At 45.9% G+C, this 19,762-nt stretch carries 12 protein-coding genes and 4 rRNA genes; 6 read left to right on the plus strand and 10 right to left on the minus strand.

Annotated features, from left to right (window positions below):
- Positions 1-66 precede the first annotated feature (66 nt).
- The 4 genes from HRM2_RS17155 (at position 67) to HRM2_RS17170 (ending at position 4,352) form a co-directional block, all read left to right on the plus strand.
- The gene (locus tag HRM2_RS17155) at positions 67-1,173 is read left to right on the plus strand and encodes a cobalamin-independent methionine synthase II family protein (protein ID WP_015905303.1); all 1,107 of its coding nucleotides are present in this window, start codon (positions 67-69) and stop codon (positions 1,171-1,173) included.
- A gap of 97 nt (positions 1,174-1,270) precedes the next feature.
- On the plus strand, positions 1,271-1,786 hold the full coding sequence (locus HRM2_RS17160; protein ID WP_015905304.1) for a flavodoxin family protein: 516 nt from the start codon (positions 1,271-1,273) through the stop codon (positions 1,784-1,786).
- Between the two features lie 525 nt (positions 1,787-2,311).
- Positions 2,312-3,106, plus strand: coding sequence for a thioesterase family protein (locus HRM2_RS17165; protein WP_015905305.1), 795 nt, complete (start codon positions 2,312-2,314; stop codon positions 3,104-3,106).
- 259 nt (positions 3,107-3,365) lie between these two features.
- Positions 3,366-4,352: a hypothetical protein gene (locus tag HRM2_RS17170; RefSeq protein ID WP_015905306.1), complete on the plus strand. Its 987-nt coding sequence runs from the start codon at positions 3,366-3,368 to the stop codon at positions 4,350-4,352.
- A 467-nt stretch (positions 4,353-4,819) separates the two neighbouring features.
- Here the strand turns inward: HRM2_RS17170 and HRM2_RS17175 are convergent, their stop codons facing one another.
- Together HRM2_RS17175 and HRM2_RS17180 are read right to left on the minus strand one after the other, a co-directional pair.
- A complete protein-coding gene (locus HRM2_RS17175; protein ID WP_015903891.1) occupies positions 4,820-5,668 on the minus strand; it encodes an IS3 family transposase in 849 nt (282 codons plus the stop codon).
- Positions 5,649-5,930 (minus strand): transposase, encoded by a 282-nt coding sequence (locus tag HRM2_RS17180; RefSeq protein WP_015903890.1) that lies wholly within the window; start codon positions 5,928-5,930, stop codon positions 5,649-5,651. The genes HRM2_RS17175 and HRM2_RS17180 overlap by 20 nt, the downstream gene beginning before the upstream one ends.
- A 775-nt stretch (positions 5,931-6,705) precedes the next feature.
- Here HRM2_RS17180 and HRM2_RS17185 point away from each other — a divergent pair.
- Entirely contained in the window at positions 6,706-7,374 is a 669-nt protein-coding gene (locus HRM2_RS17185) for a PEP-CTERM sorting domain-containing protein (RefSeq protein WP_187149272.1), read from the plus strand.
- A gap of 531 nt (positions 7,375-7,905) precedes the next feature.
- Here the strand turns inward: HRM2_RS17185 and selD are convergent.
- Both selD and HRM2_RS17195 read right to left on the minus strand, forming a co-directional pair.
- Positions 7,906-8,955, minus strand: a complete 1,050-nt coding sequence (gene selD, locus HRM2_RS17190; RefSeq protein WP_015905308.1) for a selenide, water dikinase SelD — start codon at positions 8,953-8,955, stop codon at positions 7,906-7,908.
- A 129-nt stretch (positions 8,956-9,084) separates the two neighbouring features.
- Positions 9,085-9,294 (minus strand): hypothetical protein, encoded by a 210-nt coding sequence (locus HRM2_RS17195; protein WP_232364066.1) that lies wholly within the window; start codon positions 9,292-9,294, stop codon positions 9,085-9,087.
- 244 nt (positions 9,295-9,538) lie between these two features.
- On the opposite strand from HRM2_RS17195, the gene HRM2_RS17200 reads away from it, so the two are divergent.
- Positions 9,539-10,681 (plus strand): cysteine desulfurase family protein, encoded by a 1,143-nt coding sequence (locus HRM2_RS17200; RefSeq protein ID WP_015905310.1) that lies wholly within the window; start codon positions 9,539-9,541, stop codon positions 10,679-10,681.
- Positions 10,682-10,788: 107 nt separating this feature from the next.
- Here the strand turns inward: HRM2_RS17200 and rrf (HRM2_RS17205) are convergent.
- The 6 genes from rrf (HRM2_RS17205) to HRM2_RS17235 all read right to left on the minus strand — a co-directional run bounded on the left by rrf (HRM2_RS17205) (position 10,789) and on the right by HRM2_RS17235 (position 19,656).
- Positions 10,789-10,905, minus strand: a 5S ribosomal RNA gene (gene rrf, locus HRM2_RS17205).
- A 260-nt stretch (positions 10,906-11,165) separates the two neighbouring features.
- Positions 11,166-11,801 carry a PEP-CTERM sorting domain-containing protein gene (locus HRM2_RS17210; RefSeq protein WP_041273342.1) on the minus strand — a complete coding sequence of 212 codons (636 nt, stop codon included), beginning with the start codon at positions 11,799-11,801 and terminating at the stop codon, positions 11,166-11,168.
- A gap of 1,117 nt (positions 11,802-12,918) precedes the next feature.
- Positions 12,919-13,035 (minus strand): 5S ribosomal RNA (gene rrf / locus HRM2_RS17215).
- 84 nt (positions 13,036-13,119) lie between these two features.
- Positions 13,120-16,111, minus strand: a 23S ribosomal RNA gene (locus HRM2_RS17220).
- A gap of 302 nt (positions 16,112-16,413) precedes the next feature.
- Positions 16,414-17,976: ribosomal RNA gene (locus tag HRM2_RS17230) — 16S ribosomal RNA — on the minus strand.
- Together the 16S, 23S and 5S rRNA genes form the textbook arrangement of a ribosomal RNA operon.
- 441 nt (positions 17,977-18,417) lie before the next feature.
- Positions 18,418-19,656, minus strand: a complete 1,239-nt coding sequence (locus HRM2_RS17235; protein ID WP_041273344.1) for an alpha/beta hydrolase — start codon at positions 19,654-19,656, stop codon at positions 18,418-18,420.
- Between the last annotated feature and the right edge of the window lie 106 nt (positions 19,657-19,762).

Raw genomic sequence — 19,762 nt, forward strand, 5'->3', positions numbered from 1 at the left:
GTGATGGCTGATCGGATATATCAACGAAGAAGGCCTGGCAAAGGCGCTTGAAAGGGTGGTCTGACTATGAAGAATCAAAACGATACATATACCCCGATCCTTGTGGGAATTCCCACAGAGCCAGTGGGCAGTATACCCCGCCCTCGCGAGTTGCAGGAGGCATTGCTATCCCATGAACAGGGAAATTTAACGGCTGAAGAACTTGAGCCTTTGTTTGATGAGGCAGTCAGTGAAACCATCACACGATTTGAAGCCACAGGATCTCCTGTTGTCAGTGACGGGGAGCAGGCGAAATCAAGTTTTGCCACCTATACCCTGGACGGCCTGGACAATATTGCTCCGGATGGAATGATTATTCCTTTTGAGGACGGACATATACGCAGGTTGCCCCGCCTGACAAAGGGACCATTTAAATATGGGGTATATGCCGGTTCCTATTTGCCCCGGGCTAAAAAATTTGCAAAACGCCCGGTAAAACAGGCGGTTATCTCCGTTTCAGCCATGAGCCTTCTCTATCCAGAGGATGGGGTTCCCGATTATTCCCGGGAACACTTCTTGTCGGATCTGGTTAAGGAAGCTGTTGCGGATATCCGGAGCTGCTTTGAAAACGGTGCGTACCAGGTTCAGATCGATTTCACAGAAGGGCGGCTTGCCGTCAAGCTTGATCCTTCAAAACAGCTGTTGCAGCAGTTTTTGGATCTCAACAACCAGGTGTTGTCCCATTTTTCAGAAAAAGAACACCAAAGAATCGGAATCCATACCTGTCCCGGCGGAGACCATGATTCAACCCACAGCGCAGATATTGATTATGGCGAGTTGATCCCCATGCTGCTGACCCTGAACGCAGGTAATTTCTATATGCAGATGGCAGGGGAAAAAAATCCTGAAGCGTCATTAAAAATCATAGGAGATCATCTTCGCCCCAACCAGCGGATATATGTGGGCGTCATTGATGTGGTAAATGAAACGGTCGAATCCGCAGAAACAGTACGTGACCGTGTTTTGCAGGCGGCAGAATATATTCCCATAGATCAGCTTGGCACCACCGACGACTGTGGGTTTTCCCCTTTCAGTGATGATGTGGCCACAAGCCGGGATACCGCCTTTGCGAAAATAAAAGCGCGTATTCAGGGGACGAAATTGGCATACAACGAATTAATTTCAAAAATGTAGCAGATGCTACAGACAGGGTTATAAAATATTCATATTATGAGAATCGAAGCAGATTGAACGATACCACCATATTAATCAATTATAAGGAGAAGAGATCATGAAAGTATTAGTCACTTATTTCAGCCAGAGTGGAAACACGGAAAAAATTGCCAAAGCCATCTATGAAGAAGCAGCAAAGGCAAGTGATGCCGACTTGAAAAAACTTGACGAACTCACCCCTGATATGGTCGCCGAATACGATTGCATCTTCATGGGTTCGCCCCTGCACTCCGGCAGTCTCGCAGCCCCGGTAAAAGAATGTTTAGCTGTTCTTAAGTCAACGACCGGTCAACAGATGGCTGGTTTTATTACCCATATGGCCCCGGCTTACCCGGAACAGGATATGGAAGCCTTTACAGAACCCATGAAAGCTGCATGCAAGGAAAAAGGTATCGAATACAAGGGTTGTTTTGACTGCCAGGGTTTTCTGGATGAAGCCATGCATGGGCCAGTTCAAAACAAATTGAATATGGATGATAATCAGTGGGCCGATATGGTCAAAAAGATGACAGGCCGTCCTAACCAGGAAGATGTGGGCAATGCCAAAGCATTTGTAAAAGAACTCTTTGTATAACCGGCACGGCCGGAGCGTGATATCTGCTCCGGCCACAACGAATGATGAAACGCATAAAATAAATATATCTTAAACATAATGGCGTATAACTTGATATATGCCATTATGTTTAAATTTAGACCATCCAGTTTTACACGACTCTAACCATTGTAGATTTATGCAACGGGGAGTATATTTGTCCCAATTATGATCCTGGTGCAAATTGCCCTCCCCCATGTGGAAGGGCCTGCCGGATTTAAAGATTGGCAGGCCCTATCCTGCTTTCTTGAAAGAGTAAATCATGTTTTGGTTCCTGAAACACCTATCCCTTGAAGCAACACAAAAGACAAGTTAAAAGACAAGCAAGTTCTGGAATTTATTTGTTTCTGTGCCCCTTAATGGGAGGGAGGCCATGGTTCTTGTTGTGGTCAAAGGCTTTAAGGTCTACACTTAACCCAAGTTAATCCGCCTGATAATTCTAAGCGGATTACAGCATGAAAAAAAATACTGACAACAAAAATTGATCCGGCAGATAAAGGAATGTTGATGATTGATTTTAATCTTCCAAATTCGTTTTTTCGACAAACCGATGAAACAAAGTATGAACCAACAGAAGCCACAATCGGTCCATGGTCATCAGCGTTGCAGCATGGCGGTCCTCCTTCGGCATTGTTAACAAATGCTTTGCGTGTTTTTCCATCCCAGGATGATTTGAAAATTGCCAGAATAACGATTGAGTTCTTCAGTGCTGTTCCGGTAGAGCCTTGTGAAATCAGAATTGAGGTCGTGCGCCCCGGCAAAAAGGTTGAACTTCTCAGGGGAGAATACATATCTGGGGGAAAGACGTTTTTACTTGCACATGCATGGCGAATCCAATCGGAATCAGGCATATCCGGTCCCGTGTCAGATAGCTTCGATATACCCCGGCTTCCCGGTCCGCAGACTCAAAAGTTATTCCCTGGAGTGGATTATTTCCCATATATTCAAGCGTTGGAATGGCGTTTTACTAAAGGTGGCTTTGATAAAACGGGACCTGCTACGGTATGGACAAAAAGCAGAATTCCATTAATAGAAGGTTGTAAAACAGATGGGCTCGAAGCCCTTATTTTAATGGTGGACTCTGCCAACGGAGTCAGTGCAGAGCTTGATATACGTGACTGGACATTTGTACCGATTGACATGACCGTGGGACTCTATCGCCAGCCCGTAGGGCCGTGGGTCGGCATGGCAGCCCGGACGACAATGGGAAACGAAGGAATCGGCCAGACAACCGCCACTATCTTTGATAACAATGGAAGTGTTGGCAATAGTATACAGACATTGTTCATAAGACCAAGATGATTAAGATCTTGGTTGATTTTTTTAGGAGAAAAAATTCTCAGAGGACAAATGAGTTTTACAACATCCAAACAAGAAGGTATTATTTTTAGATTTACTTATCCTGTGTAGATGTTTATTCCCTTTGGGGAAAACATAAAACCAAAAGACATCGAACCAGGCGGGAATGTAGCCATGTGGTAGCCTCCCAAAGGCGCTAGCCGGCAAACTGGATAATACATACCGATGGCCATCACACAGCCTAAGGAAAGGGGAACAAACGATGAAAACGGTAACCTTCCCATTGAAACAACGCGATAAGGGTATTGAAGTAGCCAACCTCCAAGATGCCCTGAAACTGATGCTTGAACGAGAAGCGATATTCCCCGGCAATCCTCGCGCCCGAGCTGCTTTATTGGCGAAACTGCCATCAGAACGCCAAACCAGAACCTACGACACCACCACCTTTAAACTGGTAAGGGCGATACAAGAAGAGCGGCAGCTTCGACCCGACGGTGTCGTGGGCAAACAGACCGCCGATGCCGTCAACCTGCTCTTGAAAGAATGGGGAGTACTCGATGAACCCACCGAACCTGAAGATCAAAAGTACCAGGTCAAAGGTTGTATCTATCAGGCCAGCAGAATTCAGAAAGCTAACGTAATCCCACTGAGTGGTACCTTGATTCGTGTCTTTGACAGGGATCTGCGCCATGAACAATTTATAGGTGAAACCTTCTCCAATCGTCAGGGGCAATACACCCTCTCCTACACTCAGGTCCAGTTCCGACGTGCTGAGAAAGAAAATGCCGATCTGATCGTGCGAGTACTGGGACCGGATGGAAACGTTCTATCTTCATCATCTGTAATTTTTAATGCTCAGCCTATAGAAGTAATTGACATAGAGGTGCCGGCTCCACCGGAATATGAACAACTTACCGCAGAGTTAATTCCATTACTGGAGGGACTTCCTTTTTCAGAATTAACTGAGGAAGATGTCGCTTTTTTGATAGGAGAAACAGGTATCGAACGTTTGTTGATAAGTTCTTTGATTTCCGCTGCTAAACTGGCTTCTCTCACGAATTTAGCAATTAATATTCATTATGGAATGCTCCGTGAAGGTCTTCCCTCAGAACTATCTTTGCTCTTGCAGCAGGGGAGAGTTGTGCAGCATCATGCATTGGAGGCGGCGATCAAAAACAAGCGCATTGCCTCATTCTCATCTGCAGAGTTGAACGAGGTGCTCGATCGAATTGAGGAAATAGGACGATAATAGAAGTAGCTTCACTATGAACCAAATGATCTATCATCAGTGTGGTAGATAGTGACACTTCTCCCACCAATAAAGGTGGTTTTCCACTCGTTATTCTGCATTAATTCTGCACGATTGGCCTTGCAAGTTAAAGTGGACCCCATGTCAAGACCGATTCTCCCTTTTTTTAAGCTACATTTAAAATTTAATTTGCCAACCCAAATGCCTTTTTTATGCGTGAGCTTTGACCTCCTTTGACCATTTTAAAAGAAGTCTTTAAATTTTTATTTTTCCCTGGTATCTTTCCCTGCCAGCTCGGAGGATAAGGCCATGCTGGGAAGCAACCTGAGCGCCGCAGTTGGTGACTGAAGTATAGGGGCAGTGAGGTTACACCACGCACTGCCCTTTCCATACTTTGGTCCTTTAAGCGTTAAATCCCGGGGGGCTTGGGGGGCTGGCCTCCCAAATCTAATCAGATAGAATTCCTTTTATTTCATTTCATTAGCCATACAATAGATTGACTCAGGGGTCTTGTATTCTAATGCCTGGTGAAGCCTCTTTTTGTTATAAAAATTCAAATAAGTTTTTAATGAGCTTTGTGCGTCTTTCATGCTCTGGTAGCTTTTTAAATAAACCTCTTCATATTTAACCGTTCGCCAAAGGCGCTCCACAAAAATATTATCGAGTGCTCTGCCCTTTGAATCCATACTGACCTTGATTTTGTGGTCTGTCAGAACCTTCAAAAAATTTGTCGCTGTGTACTGGCAGCCTTGGTCTGTGTTGAAAATCTCAGGTTCAGCGATACTTAAGGCTTCTTCCAGGACTTCCACACAAAAGGTGTTTTCAAGGGTGTTACTGAGTCGCCAGGACAAGACATATCTGCTGAACCAGTCTATAACCGCCGTTAAGTATACGAAACCATTACCAATTCGAATGTAAGTTATGTCTGTACTCCACACATGATTGATTCTTGCAATGTTTACACCCCTCAATAAATATGGATAGACTTTATGTGCTTCATTCCTCCTGGTTAATTTGGGCTTGGGATAGATGGCTTCAATCCTCATCTTTTTCATCAGTCCTTGAACCCGCTTGCGATTTACTGGATGTCCTTCCTGCTTCAACCAGGCCACTAGCCTTCGGCTCCCATAAAAAGGGGTTATTGTATGCTGTTTGTCAATTAGATCCATTAATAAAAGCGTGTAAGGATCTATTGGCCTTGGTTGGTAATAAAGGGCTCCTTTTGAAACTTGCAGCAATTCACATTGCCGGTTAATGCTGATATCTGAGTGGGTTATATCTATCAGGTGCCTTCTATCAGCTACTAATTGCCTCAACCTTTTTTTTTAGATAGTCATTCTCTACTTCGAGTTGACCGATCTTCATGTATAAGCCTGCAATCAAATTTTCATCATCATTTTTGTTCTTTTTTGTCTTTGAAAGAAGTTCTGGCAACCCTTCTATTGCCTCTTTTTTCCATTTGGTAAGCATTGAGCGATGAACTTGATATCTGGATGATAATTCAGCCACGGTTTCTTGTTCTCGAATCATATCAATTGCCATTTTTGCCTTAAGTTTTCCGCTGTAACTCTTTCTCATGGACCTCCTGTTTCGGTATAAATTTGAACCTGGCTTTAGCACTTGTTGTGTCTCTTAGCAACTGGTTCAAATTATGGGGTCCATTATAAGTGGTCTGTTCCACAATTCTACAGTTTTGTGTTGATATGGTTTGTGGCCTCGGTGTATCTCCCATAATTACTTCCATATTCACGTTATGCCCGGATTCACCTTCCCTACAGTGGATCGCTTGGACATCACTTTCCCACCTTCCCAATTCTCTCCTTTCCCAATGCTTCGGATTCAACTTGTCGCAATTATTCCAATAAAGACAAATATCATATCAAATAAATATGTTATATCGTGATTTAATACGTATAGAATGCATAACCATGATGGATCATTTCTTGTACATTCTACTATTAAGTGAATCCAAGGCTTTGAGTATTCATCAGTAATGATTATTTGAAATGTGTAAATAAATATCACATTGTGGTATAGAGCGCTACGTTGTGATAGTTTTTTTTCACAATGTATGATTTCCCATTCATTGGCAATTCACTATTCTAAAAATTTTATTTTCTATAAAATATCATAATAGCAATCACTTCTGGATTTAATATTTTTTTGCAATCTATATACCACCATGTGGCATATAGATTGCTTTTAACTATTAAGTGTGTAGGTCCCCTAATTATATCATGATTAATTTTTAATAGGGGAGTTACATAGGCTTTATTCACAGGATTTGAACAAAAACATATTAACTTATTTAAAAAAAGCCAAAAATAATATTTTAAAAAAGAGGAAAATGAAAATGAAATTATTATTTTTATTAGGATATGGCATATTTTTTGTGTTTATTGAATCTGTATCAGCTTCTGTCATTACCTATACTGATAGAACAACCTGGGAAACAGAAGCCGGTGGCATTGCATATTCTGAGAATTTTGAATCTTATACCATGGACACCACGTTTACTAACACGACTGTTGATTTCGGTCAGTTCAGTCTGAGCAGTGTTAATAGTTTGACGACAGCTAATAAGATTAATGTTGATCCCAAATTTCCGGATAGTTTTGGTAATGTGGCTGCCGATATGTACGTGGAAGGAGTACAACAAGTAACCTTGGCATTCAATACCGGTGTTTATAGCTTTTTTGGCGACTTCTTGAATGCTGGTAATACCACACAGTTAACTTTAGAGCTTTCTACAAAGGATCTACTAACCGTACCCGGCACTGGTAATACCACCGAGCCATTCGGTTTTATTTCAACGGAACTTGTCACCAGTATTCTTTTCAGAAACAGTGCTAATGATGGCTTTTCTTTAGATAATATTGCTGTCGGTGGTAGTTCTCAAAGCGCCCCAGTCCCTGAACCAGCCACAATGATGCTTTTTGGAATTGGCCTTTTAAGTCTTGCAGGAGTTAGCAGAAGAAAAAAGGTCGAGATTATCTTTGGTAAGATTGATAGTAAATATTAAGCTGTCAGAGTTGCACCACCCCATACAATTCCCATCCTGACCACAAAACAAAAAAAGTCCTGACCATCATAAATGATGGTCAGGACTTTATATGAACCGGCATGGCCGGAGCATGATATCTGCTCTGGCCACAACGAATTTTGAAACTCGACACCAGAGGTGGGCGGGAACGGGTATTGCCTGCAGCGGATTAAACGGCAGCGGTCAGCATGGACGTTGAAGGAGCTGCCGTTTCCCTCGGAGCAGCCCAGGACGGGCTGCGAGAATGAGCGGAGGGTAATACCCGTTCCCGTCTACCGGTCCGACGAGAGTTTCATATAAACCGGCACGGCCGGAGCGGGGGATCTGCCCTGGCCACAACGAAGTTTGAAACGCCTTCACTGATGATGTTTCGGTGTTTCTTATAAAAAAACACTGAATGAATGATTGTAGCGGTAATGTTACTGACGGCCGTACGGGCTTGGAAAAGTATCCCGTATACAACCGCTTACAGGGAATCTGTAAACTCGGCCGACAAAACGGACGTTGTTATCATTCAATCAATATTTTTTCTCCCAGCCCGTCAATTACTTCCCCGATCAGAGCCGCATCACTGATTCCGGCATTCTTTAGGGCTGAAAGCAATTGAGATGCCTGGGACGCCTTCACACTGATCAACAGTCCGCCAGAGGTCTGGGGATCCACCAGAACAGCCTGGAGAGATTGGTCCACGTTTCCGGAAAACTGGGTCATTGTTTCACGGAACTCTCTGTTTTTATAAGCACCGGCCGGGATCAGCCCCATGGAAGCAAAGGTCAGAGCTTCCTGGATTACAGGTACATTTTTTGAAAACAGACGGACAGTCATGCCCGATCCCAGAATCATTTCAGCCAGGTGTCCGATCAGTCCGAAACCGGTCACATCCGTGCAGGCGGTGACATCAAAACCAGACATGATATCGGCAGCCTGCCGATTGAGTGTGGCCATCAGCCGGGTGACCGTATCCGTGAGTGCCTGGGAAGCCATAGCCGCTTTTATGGCGGTGTTGATAATTCCCGTTCCCAGCGGTTTGGTAAGAATCAGCTGGTTCCCCGGATTCAGGTTCCCTTTAATCAGCACCTTTTGGGGGTGTACAAAACCGGTAACGGACAGCCCGTATTTCAATTCCTTGTCCTCGATGCTGTGACCGCCGAGTAGCACCACCTCGGCCTCGACCAGCTTATCGATTCCCCCCTGGATGATCTGGCGCAGCACCGATATATCCATTTCTTTGACCGGAAACGCTACCAGGTTCATGGCGGTTTTCGGAGTGCCGCCCATGGCATAGACATCGCTGAGTGCATTAGCGGCTGCAATCTGTCCGAACCAGTATGGGTCATCCACAATGGGCGTAAAAAAATCAACGGTCTGGATCAGGGCCAGATCATCGGATACTTTGTAGACACCGGCATCATCGGCTCTTTCAAGCCCGACCATGACATGTTCATTTGTCGGGAATACCATCCCGCACAATGCTTTATCCAGGTCCCCCGGAGAAAGTTTGGACGCTCAACCGGCACCAGCAACAGACTCGGTGAGCCTTATTTTTTTAGAATCTTTCATTAAAAAATATTCCTTTCAATTCCCATTGACTTACCCTGTTCTGATTGGTTTTACAACTGGGTGATCACTTTTTTTCAAGGTAGCGGATGATAAAAACATAATCAAGCCTTTATGTTTTCAATGTTGCAATCAACCGTTCCGGAGTCTGGAAAAACCATAGAACCTCAAGGATATCCCTGATAACCATTCTGCCGGCATCAGGAAAGATGTCTCAAGCCTTTCCTCCTGCAACACGGCAATGCCGATGCACGCCTGCTCAAGCATCATTCGGTCATTGGCTCCATTTTCCACACACAGAGTCTGTTTCACCCAATCTGCAACAATAATTAGCTTAAGCATGGAAAACAATACATACTGGTTCATTCGAAGTATTTGTTAATCGATTATATTATCTATTTTTAAAAGGATGAGATAAAATACCCTGTTTGAACCCCTTGAAACGGCTGCTGCAAAATACAGCCTTGATCTTGACGCCCTTGTAAGGGATCTTGAAAACGCTGCAATTCATGTCGGCAGTCCCAAACCGCCCACCAAGGCTCAGGGATGACACCCTCTGCTGTCAAAACTCTGAAGGAACGGATCTATGATACATCCGGTTTATCTTGATTATAACGGCACCACGCCCAATGATCCCAGGGTCATTGAGGCCATGCACCCTTTTATTGACACCCTATTCGGGAATCCCTCCAGTTCCCACTGGTACGGAATCCGACCCAAGCAGGCTGTGGAAGCCGCCCGCAGACAGGTGGCTGGTTTTCTGAATTGCAAGCCCCATGAAATTTTTTTCACCTCAGGCGGCACTGAATCCAACAATCATGCCATCAAAGGCATGGCCCGGGCATTAAAAGAAAAAGGCTGGCATATCATCACCACCACCATAGAGCACCCGGCCATATTGGAAGTCTGCCGCTATCTTGAAACCGAGGGGTTTGAAACAACCTATGTCGAGGTGGACCCAACCGGCCGGGTTCAAGTCGATGACATTTGCGCAGCCATCCGGCCGGACACCATCATGATCTCAGTGATGCATGCTAATAACGAGGTGGGTACGATCCAGCCGATCCGGGAAATCGCCCGCCTGGCCCATGAAAAAGACATTGTGATGCACACGGATGCCGCACAGAGCACAGGAAAGATCTCCACAGATGTTCAGGATTTGGGGGTTGACCTGCTCAGCATGGCAGGGCACAAGCTGTATGCCCCCAAAGGGATTGGGGCTTTGTTTGTCAAAGAGGGCATTTTGCCGGAAAAATTCTGCCACGGGGCAGGCCAGGAAATGGGATGGAGGGCAGGCACAGAAAACGTCCCCTGGATTGTGGGATTGGGCCAGGCCTGTGAACTTGCCGGCCAAAGCCTGCCCCAGGCCCAGACGCATTTAAAGCAGATGCGGGATCGGCTGCATCAGGGAATAGTAGACCAATTGGATAACGTCCAGCTGAACGGCCAACCCAAAGACCGGCTTCCCAACACCCTGAGCCTGTCATTCAAAAATCTTGAAGCCAACCGGATTTTAGAAGAGATCGGCCTTGAGGTGGCTGCCTCAGCCGGTGCAGCCTGTCATGCCAATACGGTCTCCTTGTCCCATGTGCTTGAGGCCATGCAGATTCCCGAGCAGTGGGCCAAGGGCACACTTCGGTTTTCCACCGGGCGCATGACCACCAGTGACCACATTGATCAGGCGGTAACTGCTGTGGTCCAGGCGGTGAAGCGCCTGCAAAAGAATTAGGGGTTGCCAGAGATGTACCTTCCCCTCCACATACAATTCCCTTCCTGACCACAAAACAAAAAAAGTCCTGACCATCATAAATGATGATCAGGACTTATATAAAAATAACCCGGCGGCGTCCTACTCTCCCACAGGGCCTCCCCTGCAGTACCATCGGCGCTAGAGGTCTTAACTTACGTGTTCGAGATGGGAATGGGTGTGGCACCTCTGCCATTGCCACCGGATTAAACTTGGCAAGATACGGGCAGACTCAACGAGCTGGGGGGTGGTCCTACAGCCACTTGCCCAAATGGCCCAGGAATGCCGAATTTTTTTCATCACCCCATAGTGGGAAAAACCCAAAAAAAGCAGGGGCCAAATGAGAGTCCCTGCCTTCAAAAATGAATTTATATAACCGGCACGGCCGGAGCGAGGTATGGCTTCGGCCTCAACAAATTTTGAAACACCATCATTGACAATACTTTGGTGAGTGTTTCATATAAATTCAAAAATATGCTTTTTTTCTGCTCACACCAGCAATTCCCAAAAGTCCAAGCCCGAGAAGCATCATGGTGGCAGGTTCTGGATTGGCAGTAGGGGCAGTTTGCATACCATAGATCTCCAGTTTTGCTGAATACAATTTGAAACTGTCGTTGAACCAAGTTTCTTCATCAAACCACAAATAAAATGATTTGTTGTCAACAATATTCTCAAAAATATCAAGATTGCCTGTATTGAACGTAATAGTTTGTTTTACCCGGGCCTGCGAATTGATCAGATTAAACAGTGTACTAGTTGCAGATGAAGTAGATTCAGCTGGCCGAACATTCCAGTCTTCGGTTGGAAAGCCCCAAAAAGTTGACCCAGTCTTTGAAAAATCAAGAGTCAGATCAAATGACGTGATTGCATCAAAATCCAGTGTAGAAAAATCAAAAACATCCGAAAATCGTGCTTTGCTCTTGTCAGATATCTTAACATAATTCTTATGAAGTGAATCATTACCGTTGGGATCAACCTTTCCTGTGGTAGTACCATAATCATGGAATATGGTACTGATAGGGGTGGCAAATGCCGGCAGAACAAAACCAAAAATTGTCGCCATTACAATGGCCAGTAATAGCTTCTGTTTTTTCAATATCATCTATTTTGCCTTCTTCTTTAGGGGTATCTGTCTCAGTTTTGGGATAAAAACACGATTTTTGTTAAGCAAAGCATCAAAAATCTCCAAGGTTCAAAGCATTGCTTTTTCTCATTTTAGGTTAAAGCAAAAAACATACCAATACATTTTTTAGCTCAAATCCTTAACGACAAGTCCTCAGACAAACTAAGTACAGATCTCGGTATAAAAGCCTTATATTGGCCTGGCTATTCTTTTTGGATAATTTTCAATCTTTCTCTGACTACGAACATAGCAAAACAGCATTTTGTGATAAAAATTGGGTTGAATTTAAAAATCATCTATACAATTTGCCTGTGATATTGATATTACAAATTAAACATACGGTGAGATATGGTCTTTTTTAAATTTGATATTCCGAGGGATGAAGTGAAAATAGCTACAACAATGTTTCTATAATTATGGGTAATATTTTTCACAATCGATATCAAATTGTATACAATACCTCCCATGATGAGAATTTAATAATGCCCGTGTATTTTTTTAACGAATCATCTATATACTCTCACATAACGTGACCGAAGTTTAAGAATCCTTGTTTGATTATCTCAAGTATTATTATCCAACTCCAGAGTATTGATGGACACATCAAAGGTGATTTTGAAAGCCGTGAAATGGGGTAAAGGTGATCGTCCTCGCAAATATCTTCTTATTGATCACAGCAAATAAATCACACAACCATCGGCATCAAAAAAGCCTGTACCAGTTTTTTTAAAGAAAGAAGTCAATCGTTGGGAAGATGAAGGTCTGTACATTGTCAAAAAATCTTATTGATCTGAAGAGGATTGTAAACCGTACTTATCAGGGTCAGGCCGTAGCGATGTCTCGATGGTAATAATCATTGAAAACATTAACAATAACTAAATGAGGAAGGAGGGTTAAAAGCCTATTTGTCAATAAATCAAACGGCAAAATTTGCCGAACCAGGCGCTCAATCTGAACGGAACTCAATATTTTAATGGCACTTTGATTCCGGGGTGGCCAGGTGACCATAGATGCCCCCCTCCACACATACAATTTGACCACAAAACAAAAAAAGTCCTGACCATCATAAATGATGATCAGGACTTATATAAAAATAACCCGGCGGCGTCCTACTCTCCCACAGGGCCTCCCCTGCAGTACCATCGGCGCTAGAGGTCTTAACTTCCGTGTTCGAGATGGGAACGGGTGTGGCACCTCTGCCATTGCCACCGGATTAAACTTGGCAATCTATAATCTGTTGAAAGTATTTTCTGTATATCCGCATTAAAGCGTTCAAACCTAAAAGGGTTTGTAGTTAGTGGCTAAGCCTCACGACCTGTTAGTACCGGTTAGCTGAACACATTACTGTGCTTACACACCCGGCCTATCAACCTTGTAGTCTTCAAGGGGTCTTTAGTCACTTTATGTGATGGGATATCTAATCTTGAAGTTGGCTTCCCGCTTAGATGCTTTCAGCGGTTATCCGTTCCGAACTTAGCTACCCTGCAATGCCGTTGGCACGACAACAGGAACACCATTGGTTCGTCCATTCCGGTCCTCTCGTACTAGGAACAGATCTCCTCAAATATCCTACGCCCACGAAAGATAGGGACCAAACTGTCTCACGACGTTTTAAACCCAGCTCACGTACCACTTTAATTGGCGAACAGCCAAACCCTTGGGACCTGCTCCAGCCCCAGGATGTGATGAGCCGACATCGAGGTGCCAAACCGCCCCGTCGATGTGAACTCTTGGGGGCGATAAGCCTGTTATCCCCGGCGTACCTTTTATCCGTTGAGCGACGGCCCTTCCATACAGAACCGCCGGATCACTAAGACCTAGTTTCCTACCTGCTCGAAATGTCTCTCTCGCAGTCAAGCTCCCTTATGCCTTTACACTCTTAAGCTGGTTTCCAATCAGCCTGAGGGAACCTTCGCGCGCCTCCGTTACTCTTTGGGAGGCGACCGCCCCAGTCAAACTACCCGCCAGACACTGTCCGTAATCCCGGTAAGGGACCCACGTTAGAACCATAGTACATGAAGGGTGGTATTTCAAGGGTAACTCCACTGACACTTGCGTGCCCGCTTCAAAGTCTCCCACCTATCCTGCACATCATGTACCAAAATCCAATGTCAAGCTGTAGTAAAGGTGCCGGGGTCTTTCCGTCTTTTCGCGGGTAGACGGTATCTTCACCGCCATTCCAATTTCGCTGAGTCCCTGGTTGAGACAGTGCGGAAGTCGTTACGCCATTCGTGCAGGTCGGAACTTACCCGACAAGGAATTTCGCTACCTTAGGACCGTTATAGTTACGGCCGCCGTTTACCGGGGCTTCGGTTCAAAGCTTCGCTTGCGCTAACAAATCCCCTTAACCTTCCGGCACCGGGCAGGCGTCAGACCCTATACCTCGTCTTACGACTTTGCAGAGTCCTATGTTTTTAGTAAACAGTCGCTACCGCCGTTTCTCTGCGACCCTCCCACGCTTTGAAGAGCAAGTCTTCTAACACGGGGGGGCATACCTTATCCCGAAGTTACGGTATCATTTTGCCGAGTTCCTTAACCAGGGTTCTCTCAAGCGCCTCGGGATACTCTCCCTGCCTACCTGTGTCGGTTTTGGTACGATCACCTGTTATCTCGATAGAGGCTTTTCTTGGCAGCATGGGTGCAGTCAGTTTATGGGATCAGATCCCTCCTCATCGCTTCTCGGCCTTAAAAAGGAACGGATTTGCCTGCTCCTTAAGCCTACCAGCTTGAACCGCCTATTCCAGCAGACGGATGACTTGCCCTCCTGCGTCCCCCCTTCTCTCAAACGATAACTCGGTGGTACAGGAATATTAACCTGTTTTCCATCGCCTACGCCTTTCGGCCTCGGCTTAGGGATCGACTAACCCTGAGAAGATTAGCTTTACTCAGGAATCCTTGGGCTATCGGCGAGGGGGTTTCTCACCCCCTTTATCGCTACTCATGTCAGCATGGTCTCTTGTGTAAACTCCACATGACCTTACAGTCACGCTTCAATACTTACACAACGCTCTCCTACCATAGAAATAAATTTCTATCCGCAGCTTCGGTGCTATGTTTGAGCCCCGTTACATTTTCGGCGCAGAACCACTCGATCAGTGAGCTATTACGCTTTCTTTAAAGGATGGCTGCTTCTAAGCCAACCTCCTGATTGTCTGGGCATTTCCACATCCTTCCCCACTTAACATAGACTTGGGGACCTTAGCTGGCGGTCTGGGTTGTTTCCCTCTCGTCCGCGGAACTTAGCTCCCGCGGGCTGACTCCCACACTTTACATCATCGGTATTCGGAGTTTGGTTAGGTTTGGTAATCTGGTGAGACCCCTAGCCCATCCAGTGCTCTACCCCCGATGAGAAACATGTGAGGCTATACCTAAATATATTTCGGAGAGAACCAGCTATTTCCAGGTTTGTTTGGCCTTTCACCCCTAACCACAGCTCATCCCAATAGTTTTTAACCTATATGGGTTCGGTCCTCCACGCGATTTTACTCGCGCTTCAACCTGGCCATGGCTAGATCACCTGGTTTCGGGTCTACTCAATGCAACTTGGCGCCCTGTTAAGACTCGGTTTCCCTGCGGCTACACCTCACGGCTTAACCTTGCTACATTAAGTAACTCGCTGACTCATTATGCAAAAGGCACGCGGTCACTATGGCTAATGCCATAGCCCCCACTGCTTGTAGGCAAACGGTTTCAGGTACTATTTCACTCCCCTCACAGGGGTACTTTTCACCTTTCCCTCACGGTACTGGTTCACTATCGGTTGCCGGGTAGTATTTAGCCTTATGAGATGGTCCTCACAAATTCCCACAGAATTTCTCGTGTTCCGCAGTACTTGGGTGTCTGAAAAGAGAGAGCGATACATTTCGTCTACAGGGCTGTCACCTGCTATGGCCGGACTTTCCAGTCCGTTCGACTACACATCACCTTTGTAACTCTCCGCACCTTCCGAAACAGGTACAATTCAGATCCCACGACCCCTGACATGCAACGCCTTCGGGCTATCACACATGGCAGGTTTGGGCTGTTTCCCGTTCGCTCGCCGCTACTAGGAAAATCGTTTTTACTTTCTCTTCCTGGGGGTACTAAGATGTTTCAGTTCTCCCCGTTGGCCTGATCAGGCTATGTATTCACCTGAACATGTCACAGTATTTACCATGACAGGTTTCCCCATTCAGAAATCTCCGGATCAAAGTTTGTTAAGCAACTCCCCGAAGCTTATCGCAGCTTTCCACGTCTTTCATCGCCTCCCGGCACCAAGGCATCCACCGTTTGCCCTTTATAGCTTAGCCACTATAAAACCACAAATTAAGTTTAAACGCTTTAATGCAAATATACAGATACAACGTCACAGAAAATTTCACCCCTGTAAAAAAAAATTACAAAAGCTTCTATTCCTGTTTGTTATACGATACAACACCATTGGAATCCCTTGTCCAGATATTATCCGAACGCGACCATTCCTCTGGGTCATGTTGTTTCATTTTAACTTTCAACAGATTGTCAAAGAACATAAGAATCAATTAAATTGATCCCTCAAAACCGGTTAGTGACGAGATAAAACGTATCTTCTGTATTGTATTTCTTTCCTTAGAAAGGAGGTGATCCAGCCGCTGGTTCCCCAACGGCTACCTTGTTACGACTTCACCCTAATTATCAACCATACCTTAGGCACCTGCCCCCCCGAAGGGTTGGCCCAATGACGTCGGGTACAATCAACTCTCATGGTGTGACGGGCGGTGTGTACAAGGCCCGGGAACGTATTCACCGTGGCATGCTGATCCACGATTACTAGCGATTCCAACTTCATGGAGTCGAGTTGCAGACTCCAATCCGGACTGGGATATGCTTTCAGGGATTCGCTCACCTTCGCAGGTTCGCTGCCCGTTGTACATACCATTGTAGCACGTGTGTAGCCCCAGACATAAGGGCCATGAGGACTTGACGTCATCCCCACCTTCCTCCCCGTTAACCGGGGCAGTCTCTTCAGAGTTCCCACCATGATGTGCTGGCAACTGAAGATAGGGGTTGCGCTCGTTGCCGGACTTAACCGAACATCTCACGACACGAGCTGACGACAGCCATGCAGCACCTGTCTCTGAGTTCCCGAAGGCACTCTAATATCTCTAACAGATTCTCAGGATGTCAAGTCTGGGTAAGGTTCTGCGCGTTGCGTCGAATTAAACCACATGCTCCACCGCTTGTGCGGGCCCCCGTCAATTTCTTTGAGTTTTAGTCTTGCGACCGTACTTCCCAGGCGGTATACTTAATGCGTTAGCTCCGGCACAGCAGGGGTCAATACCCGCTACACCTAGTATACAACGTTTACTGCGTGGACTACCAGGGTATCTAATCCTGTTCGCTACCCACGCCTTCGCACCTCAGCGTCAGTTTCGGTCCAGAAAGGCGCCTTCGCCACCGGTGTTCCTCCTGATATCTACGAATTTCACCTCTACACCAGGAATTCCCCTTTCCTCTACCGTACTCAAGTCTTGTAGTTTCAAATGCACTTCCAGGGTTGAGCCCCGGGCTTTCACATCTGACTGGCAAGACCGCCTGCGTGCCCTTTACGCCCAATAATTCCGAATAACGCTTGCACCCCCCGTATTACCGCGGCTGCTGGCACGGAGTTAGCCGGTGCTTCCTTCATGGGTACCGTCAATACGACATACTATTAATATGAAGTAACTTCTTCCCCATTGACAGAGTTTTACGACCCAAAGGCCTTCTTCACTCACGCGGCGTTGCTGCGTCAGGGTTGCCCCCATTGCGCAAAATTCCTCACTGCTGCCTCCCGTAGGAGTCTGGACCGTGTGTCAGTTCCAGTGTGGCTGATCATCCTCTCAGACCAGCTAACCATCAATGTCTTGGTAGGCCGTTACCCCACCAACTAACTAATGGTGCGCGGACTCATCTTCAAACAACAGCTTTCAAGAAGAGGCTGTCTTTCATCAATCCTTCCAAGGAAAGACTGACTTCATCCGGTATTAGCGATTCTTTCGAACAGTTATCCCGGATTCAAAGGTAGATTATCCACGTGTTACTCACCCGTGCGCCACTCTACTCAGGATTGCAAGCAATCCCTTTCTCGTTCGACTTGCATGTGTTAAGCACGCCGCCAGCGTTCATTCTGAGCCAGAATCAAACTCTCCAGTTAAATTCTTTGAATATCTTTTGTGTGCTTTCACAGCACTCAAAAGACACGCTTCGTCTCTTTTGTCACTAACCAGTTTTCAAAGATCAACTTCCAGGAACTGTATTCCAGATCCTGAACACAAAAAAGTCTTTGTAAGAAGCGTTGTGAAAAACGTTCGCGTCTCACAAAGACTCAGCGGTTCTACATGGGTTTGAACTTCTTGTCAAAGGTTTTTTTTAATCATCCCCATTTTTTTATAACTTCCCGGGCTCTAAGGGCCAGGTAAAGCTATCCAACAGTCTAATTTAACTGAAATACCATTTCAATTGAGTCAATTTAAGGCTTTTCACAAAAAACAGCACAAAAACCGTTGCAAGGCTTAATCACAACATTCCATCCATTTAAAAAAAGATCCAAAAGGATTGATTTGCCCCTTTTTTTCTTGTCATTAACCATCTTGACCTATTCCTGATCAAGGAATCTATCCATCTGAATCAGCATTTCCTCGTACAGGGGATTGTAGGTAAGCCGCTGGAGGATGTCATATTTTTTAAGATTGTCATCACTCGTTTCTCCCTTTACCCGACTTTCGGCCCCCAGACAGCGATCCCGCTGGGTTGATCCGGGCTTGTAATGAAGGCAATTTTTGTAGGTCCCGTTTTGCCCATAGTGGGTATCCTCTGGAGGCAAGGGAATCGAAGTGTGGGCAAAATCAACAATCAATGTCCCATCCTCGCTATTTAAATGGCTGTTGACCTGGGTAACCCTGGGATTAGCAGCAAACCCTGCCAGGGGGTGGCCGCTATAAAGGATAACCCTGCTTTGGGGATGGGTCATGGTGGTGTTGAAAAAGTCAATGAACGCTCCTGCATCAACCGTATTATCATCATAGCTTAAAGCCGCAAACACCGGAATCCTGCACCCGGCATCACCCCTTTTCACCTGCCTGTCAATGGCCCGGGTCAATCGGTAGATCTGCGCCGCACCATTGGTGGCAAAACTTTCGTACTTTGCAAAATCCTCATCCTGTTCAATGTCAATCCAGGGTCTAAAATAAATGAGCCAGGGCGCCATCCAAGCCATGGAACTCTTGACCTTTAAGGCCGGCGAAAAAAGCAGCAACCCATGAACGTCTTGATGGACAAGGGTGTGGTAAACGGCAAGGGAACCTCCCGTGGAAAAGCCTGCGATGAAGATCTGATCCACCAGGGGCTTCATCCGTTCTACACCATAGTCAACCGCCTTGACCCAGGCTTCAAATGTGACACGGGTCAAATCGCCTGGCACGGTACCATGTCCTGGCAGCAGGATAGCCCGGACCAGAAAACCACTGTTCCTGAGGTGTTCACCAATGGGTTGCATGTGGTAGGGAGAATCAGACAACCCATGGATCAGCAGAACACCCCTGGCATACTTTCCGTCCGGTTCTTTTGGGAAGAGAACCGGATCAGGAACGAGCTCAAACGGCGTATTGGCAGCAACGATCTTTTCCCTGTCCGGTCCGTTAAGGTCCTGCCGGGTCTTTTCAACCATCTGTCTTGTTCGTTGCAGATATTGGGCAAAGGGCAGATCCAAACCATGGTCAAAGGTTGAATTGACTTTTGATTGGTCAAGGCGAACAGGAGTGGGCTGAAAAAAGCAGCCGGGAACAAACATAAAAACACCCAACACGATAACAAAACTGCGGATTTTTTGTTGCATGGGTCACCTCCAAAGCATCTATGGTTTAGACCAGCCGAGCAAGGAATGACCTACGAATAATCGACAGAAGTCACCCTGATCAACCGAAGATTACACACCTTTATAG

The organism is Desulforapulum autotrophicum HRM2 (assembly GCF_000020365.1).
Taxonomy (GTDB): domain Bacteria; phylum Desulfobacterota; class Desulfobacteria; order Desulfobacterales; family Desulfobacteraceae; genus Desulforapulum; species Desulforapulum autotrophicum.

Excerpts from the sequence above, each read along its gene's own strand:
- HRM2_RS17210 (WP_041273342.1), bottom strand. The coding sequence starts at position 11,801 with ATGATATTGAAAAAACAGAAGCTATTACTGGCCATTGTAATGGCGACA.
- HRM2_RS17165 (WP_015905305.1), top strand. The coding sequence starts at position 2,312 with ATGATTGATTTTAATCTTCCAAATTCGTTTTTTCGACAAACCGATGAA.
- HRM2_RS17195 (WP_232364066.1), bottom strand. The coding sequence starts at position 9,294 with ATGCTTAAGCTAATTATTGTTGCAGATTGGGTGAAACAGACTCTGTGT.
- HRM2_RS17235 (WP_041273344.1), bottom strand. The coding sequence starts at position 19,656 with ATGCAACAAAAAATCCGCAGTTTTGTTATCGTGTTGGGTGTTTTTATG.
- HRM2_RS17180 (WP_015903890.1), bottom strand. The coding sequence starts at position 5,930 with ATGAGAAAGAGTTACAGCGGAAAACTTAAGGCAAAAATGGCAATTGAT.
- HRM2_RS17185 (WP_187149272.1), top strand. The coding sequence starts at position 6,706 with ATGAAATTATTATTTTTATTAGGATATGGCATATTTTTTGTGTTTATT.
- HRM2_RS17155 (WP_015905303.1), top strand. The coding sequence starts at position 67 with ATGAAGAATCAAAACGATACATATACCCCGATCCTTGTGGGAATTCCC.
- HRM2_RS17200 (WP_015905310.1), top strand. The coding sequence starts at position 9,539 with ATGATACATCCGGTTTATCTTGATTATAACGGCACCACGCCCAATGAT.
- HRM2_RS17170 (WP_015905306.1), top strand. The coding sequence starts at position 3,366 with ATGAAAACGGTAACCTTCCCATTGAAACAACGCGATAAGGGTATTGAA.
- HRM2_RS17160 (WP_015905304.1), top strand. The coding sequence starts at position 1,271 with ATGAAAGTATTAGTCACTTATTTCAGCCAGAGTGGAAACACGGAAAAA.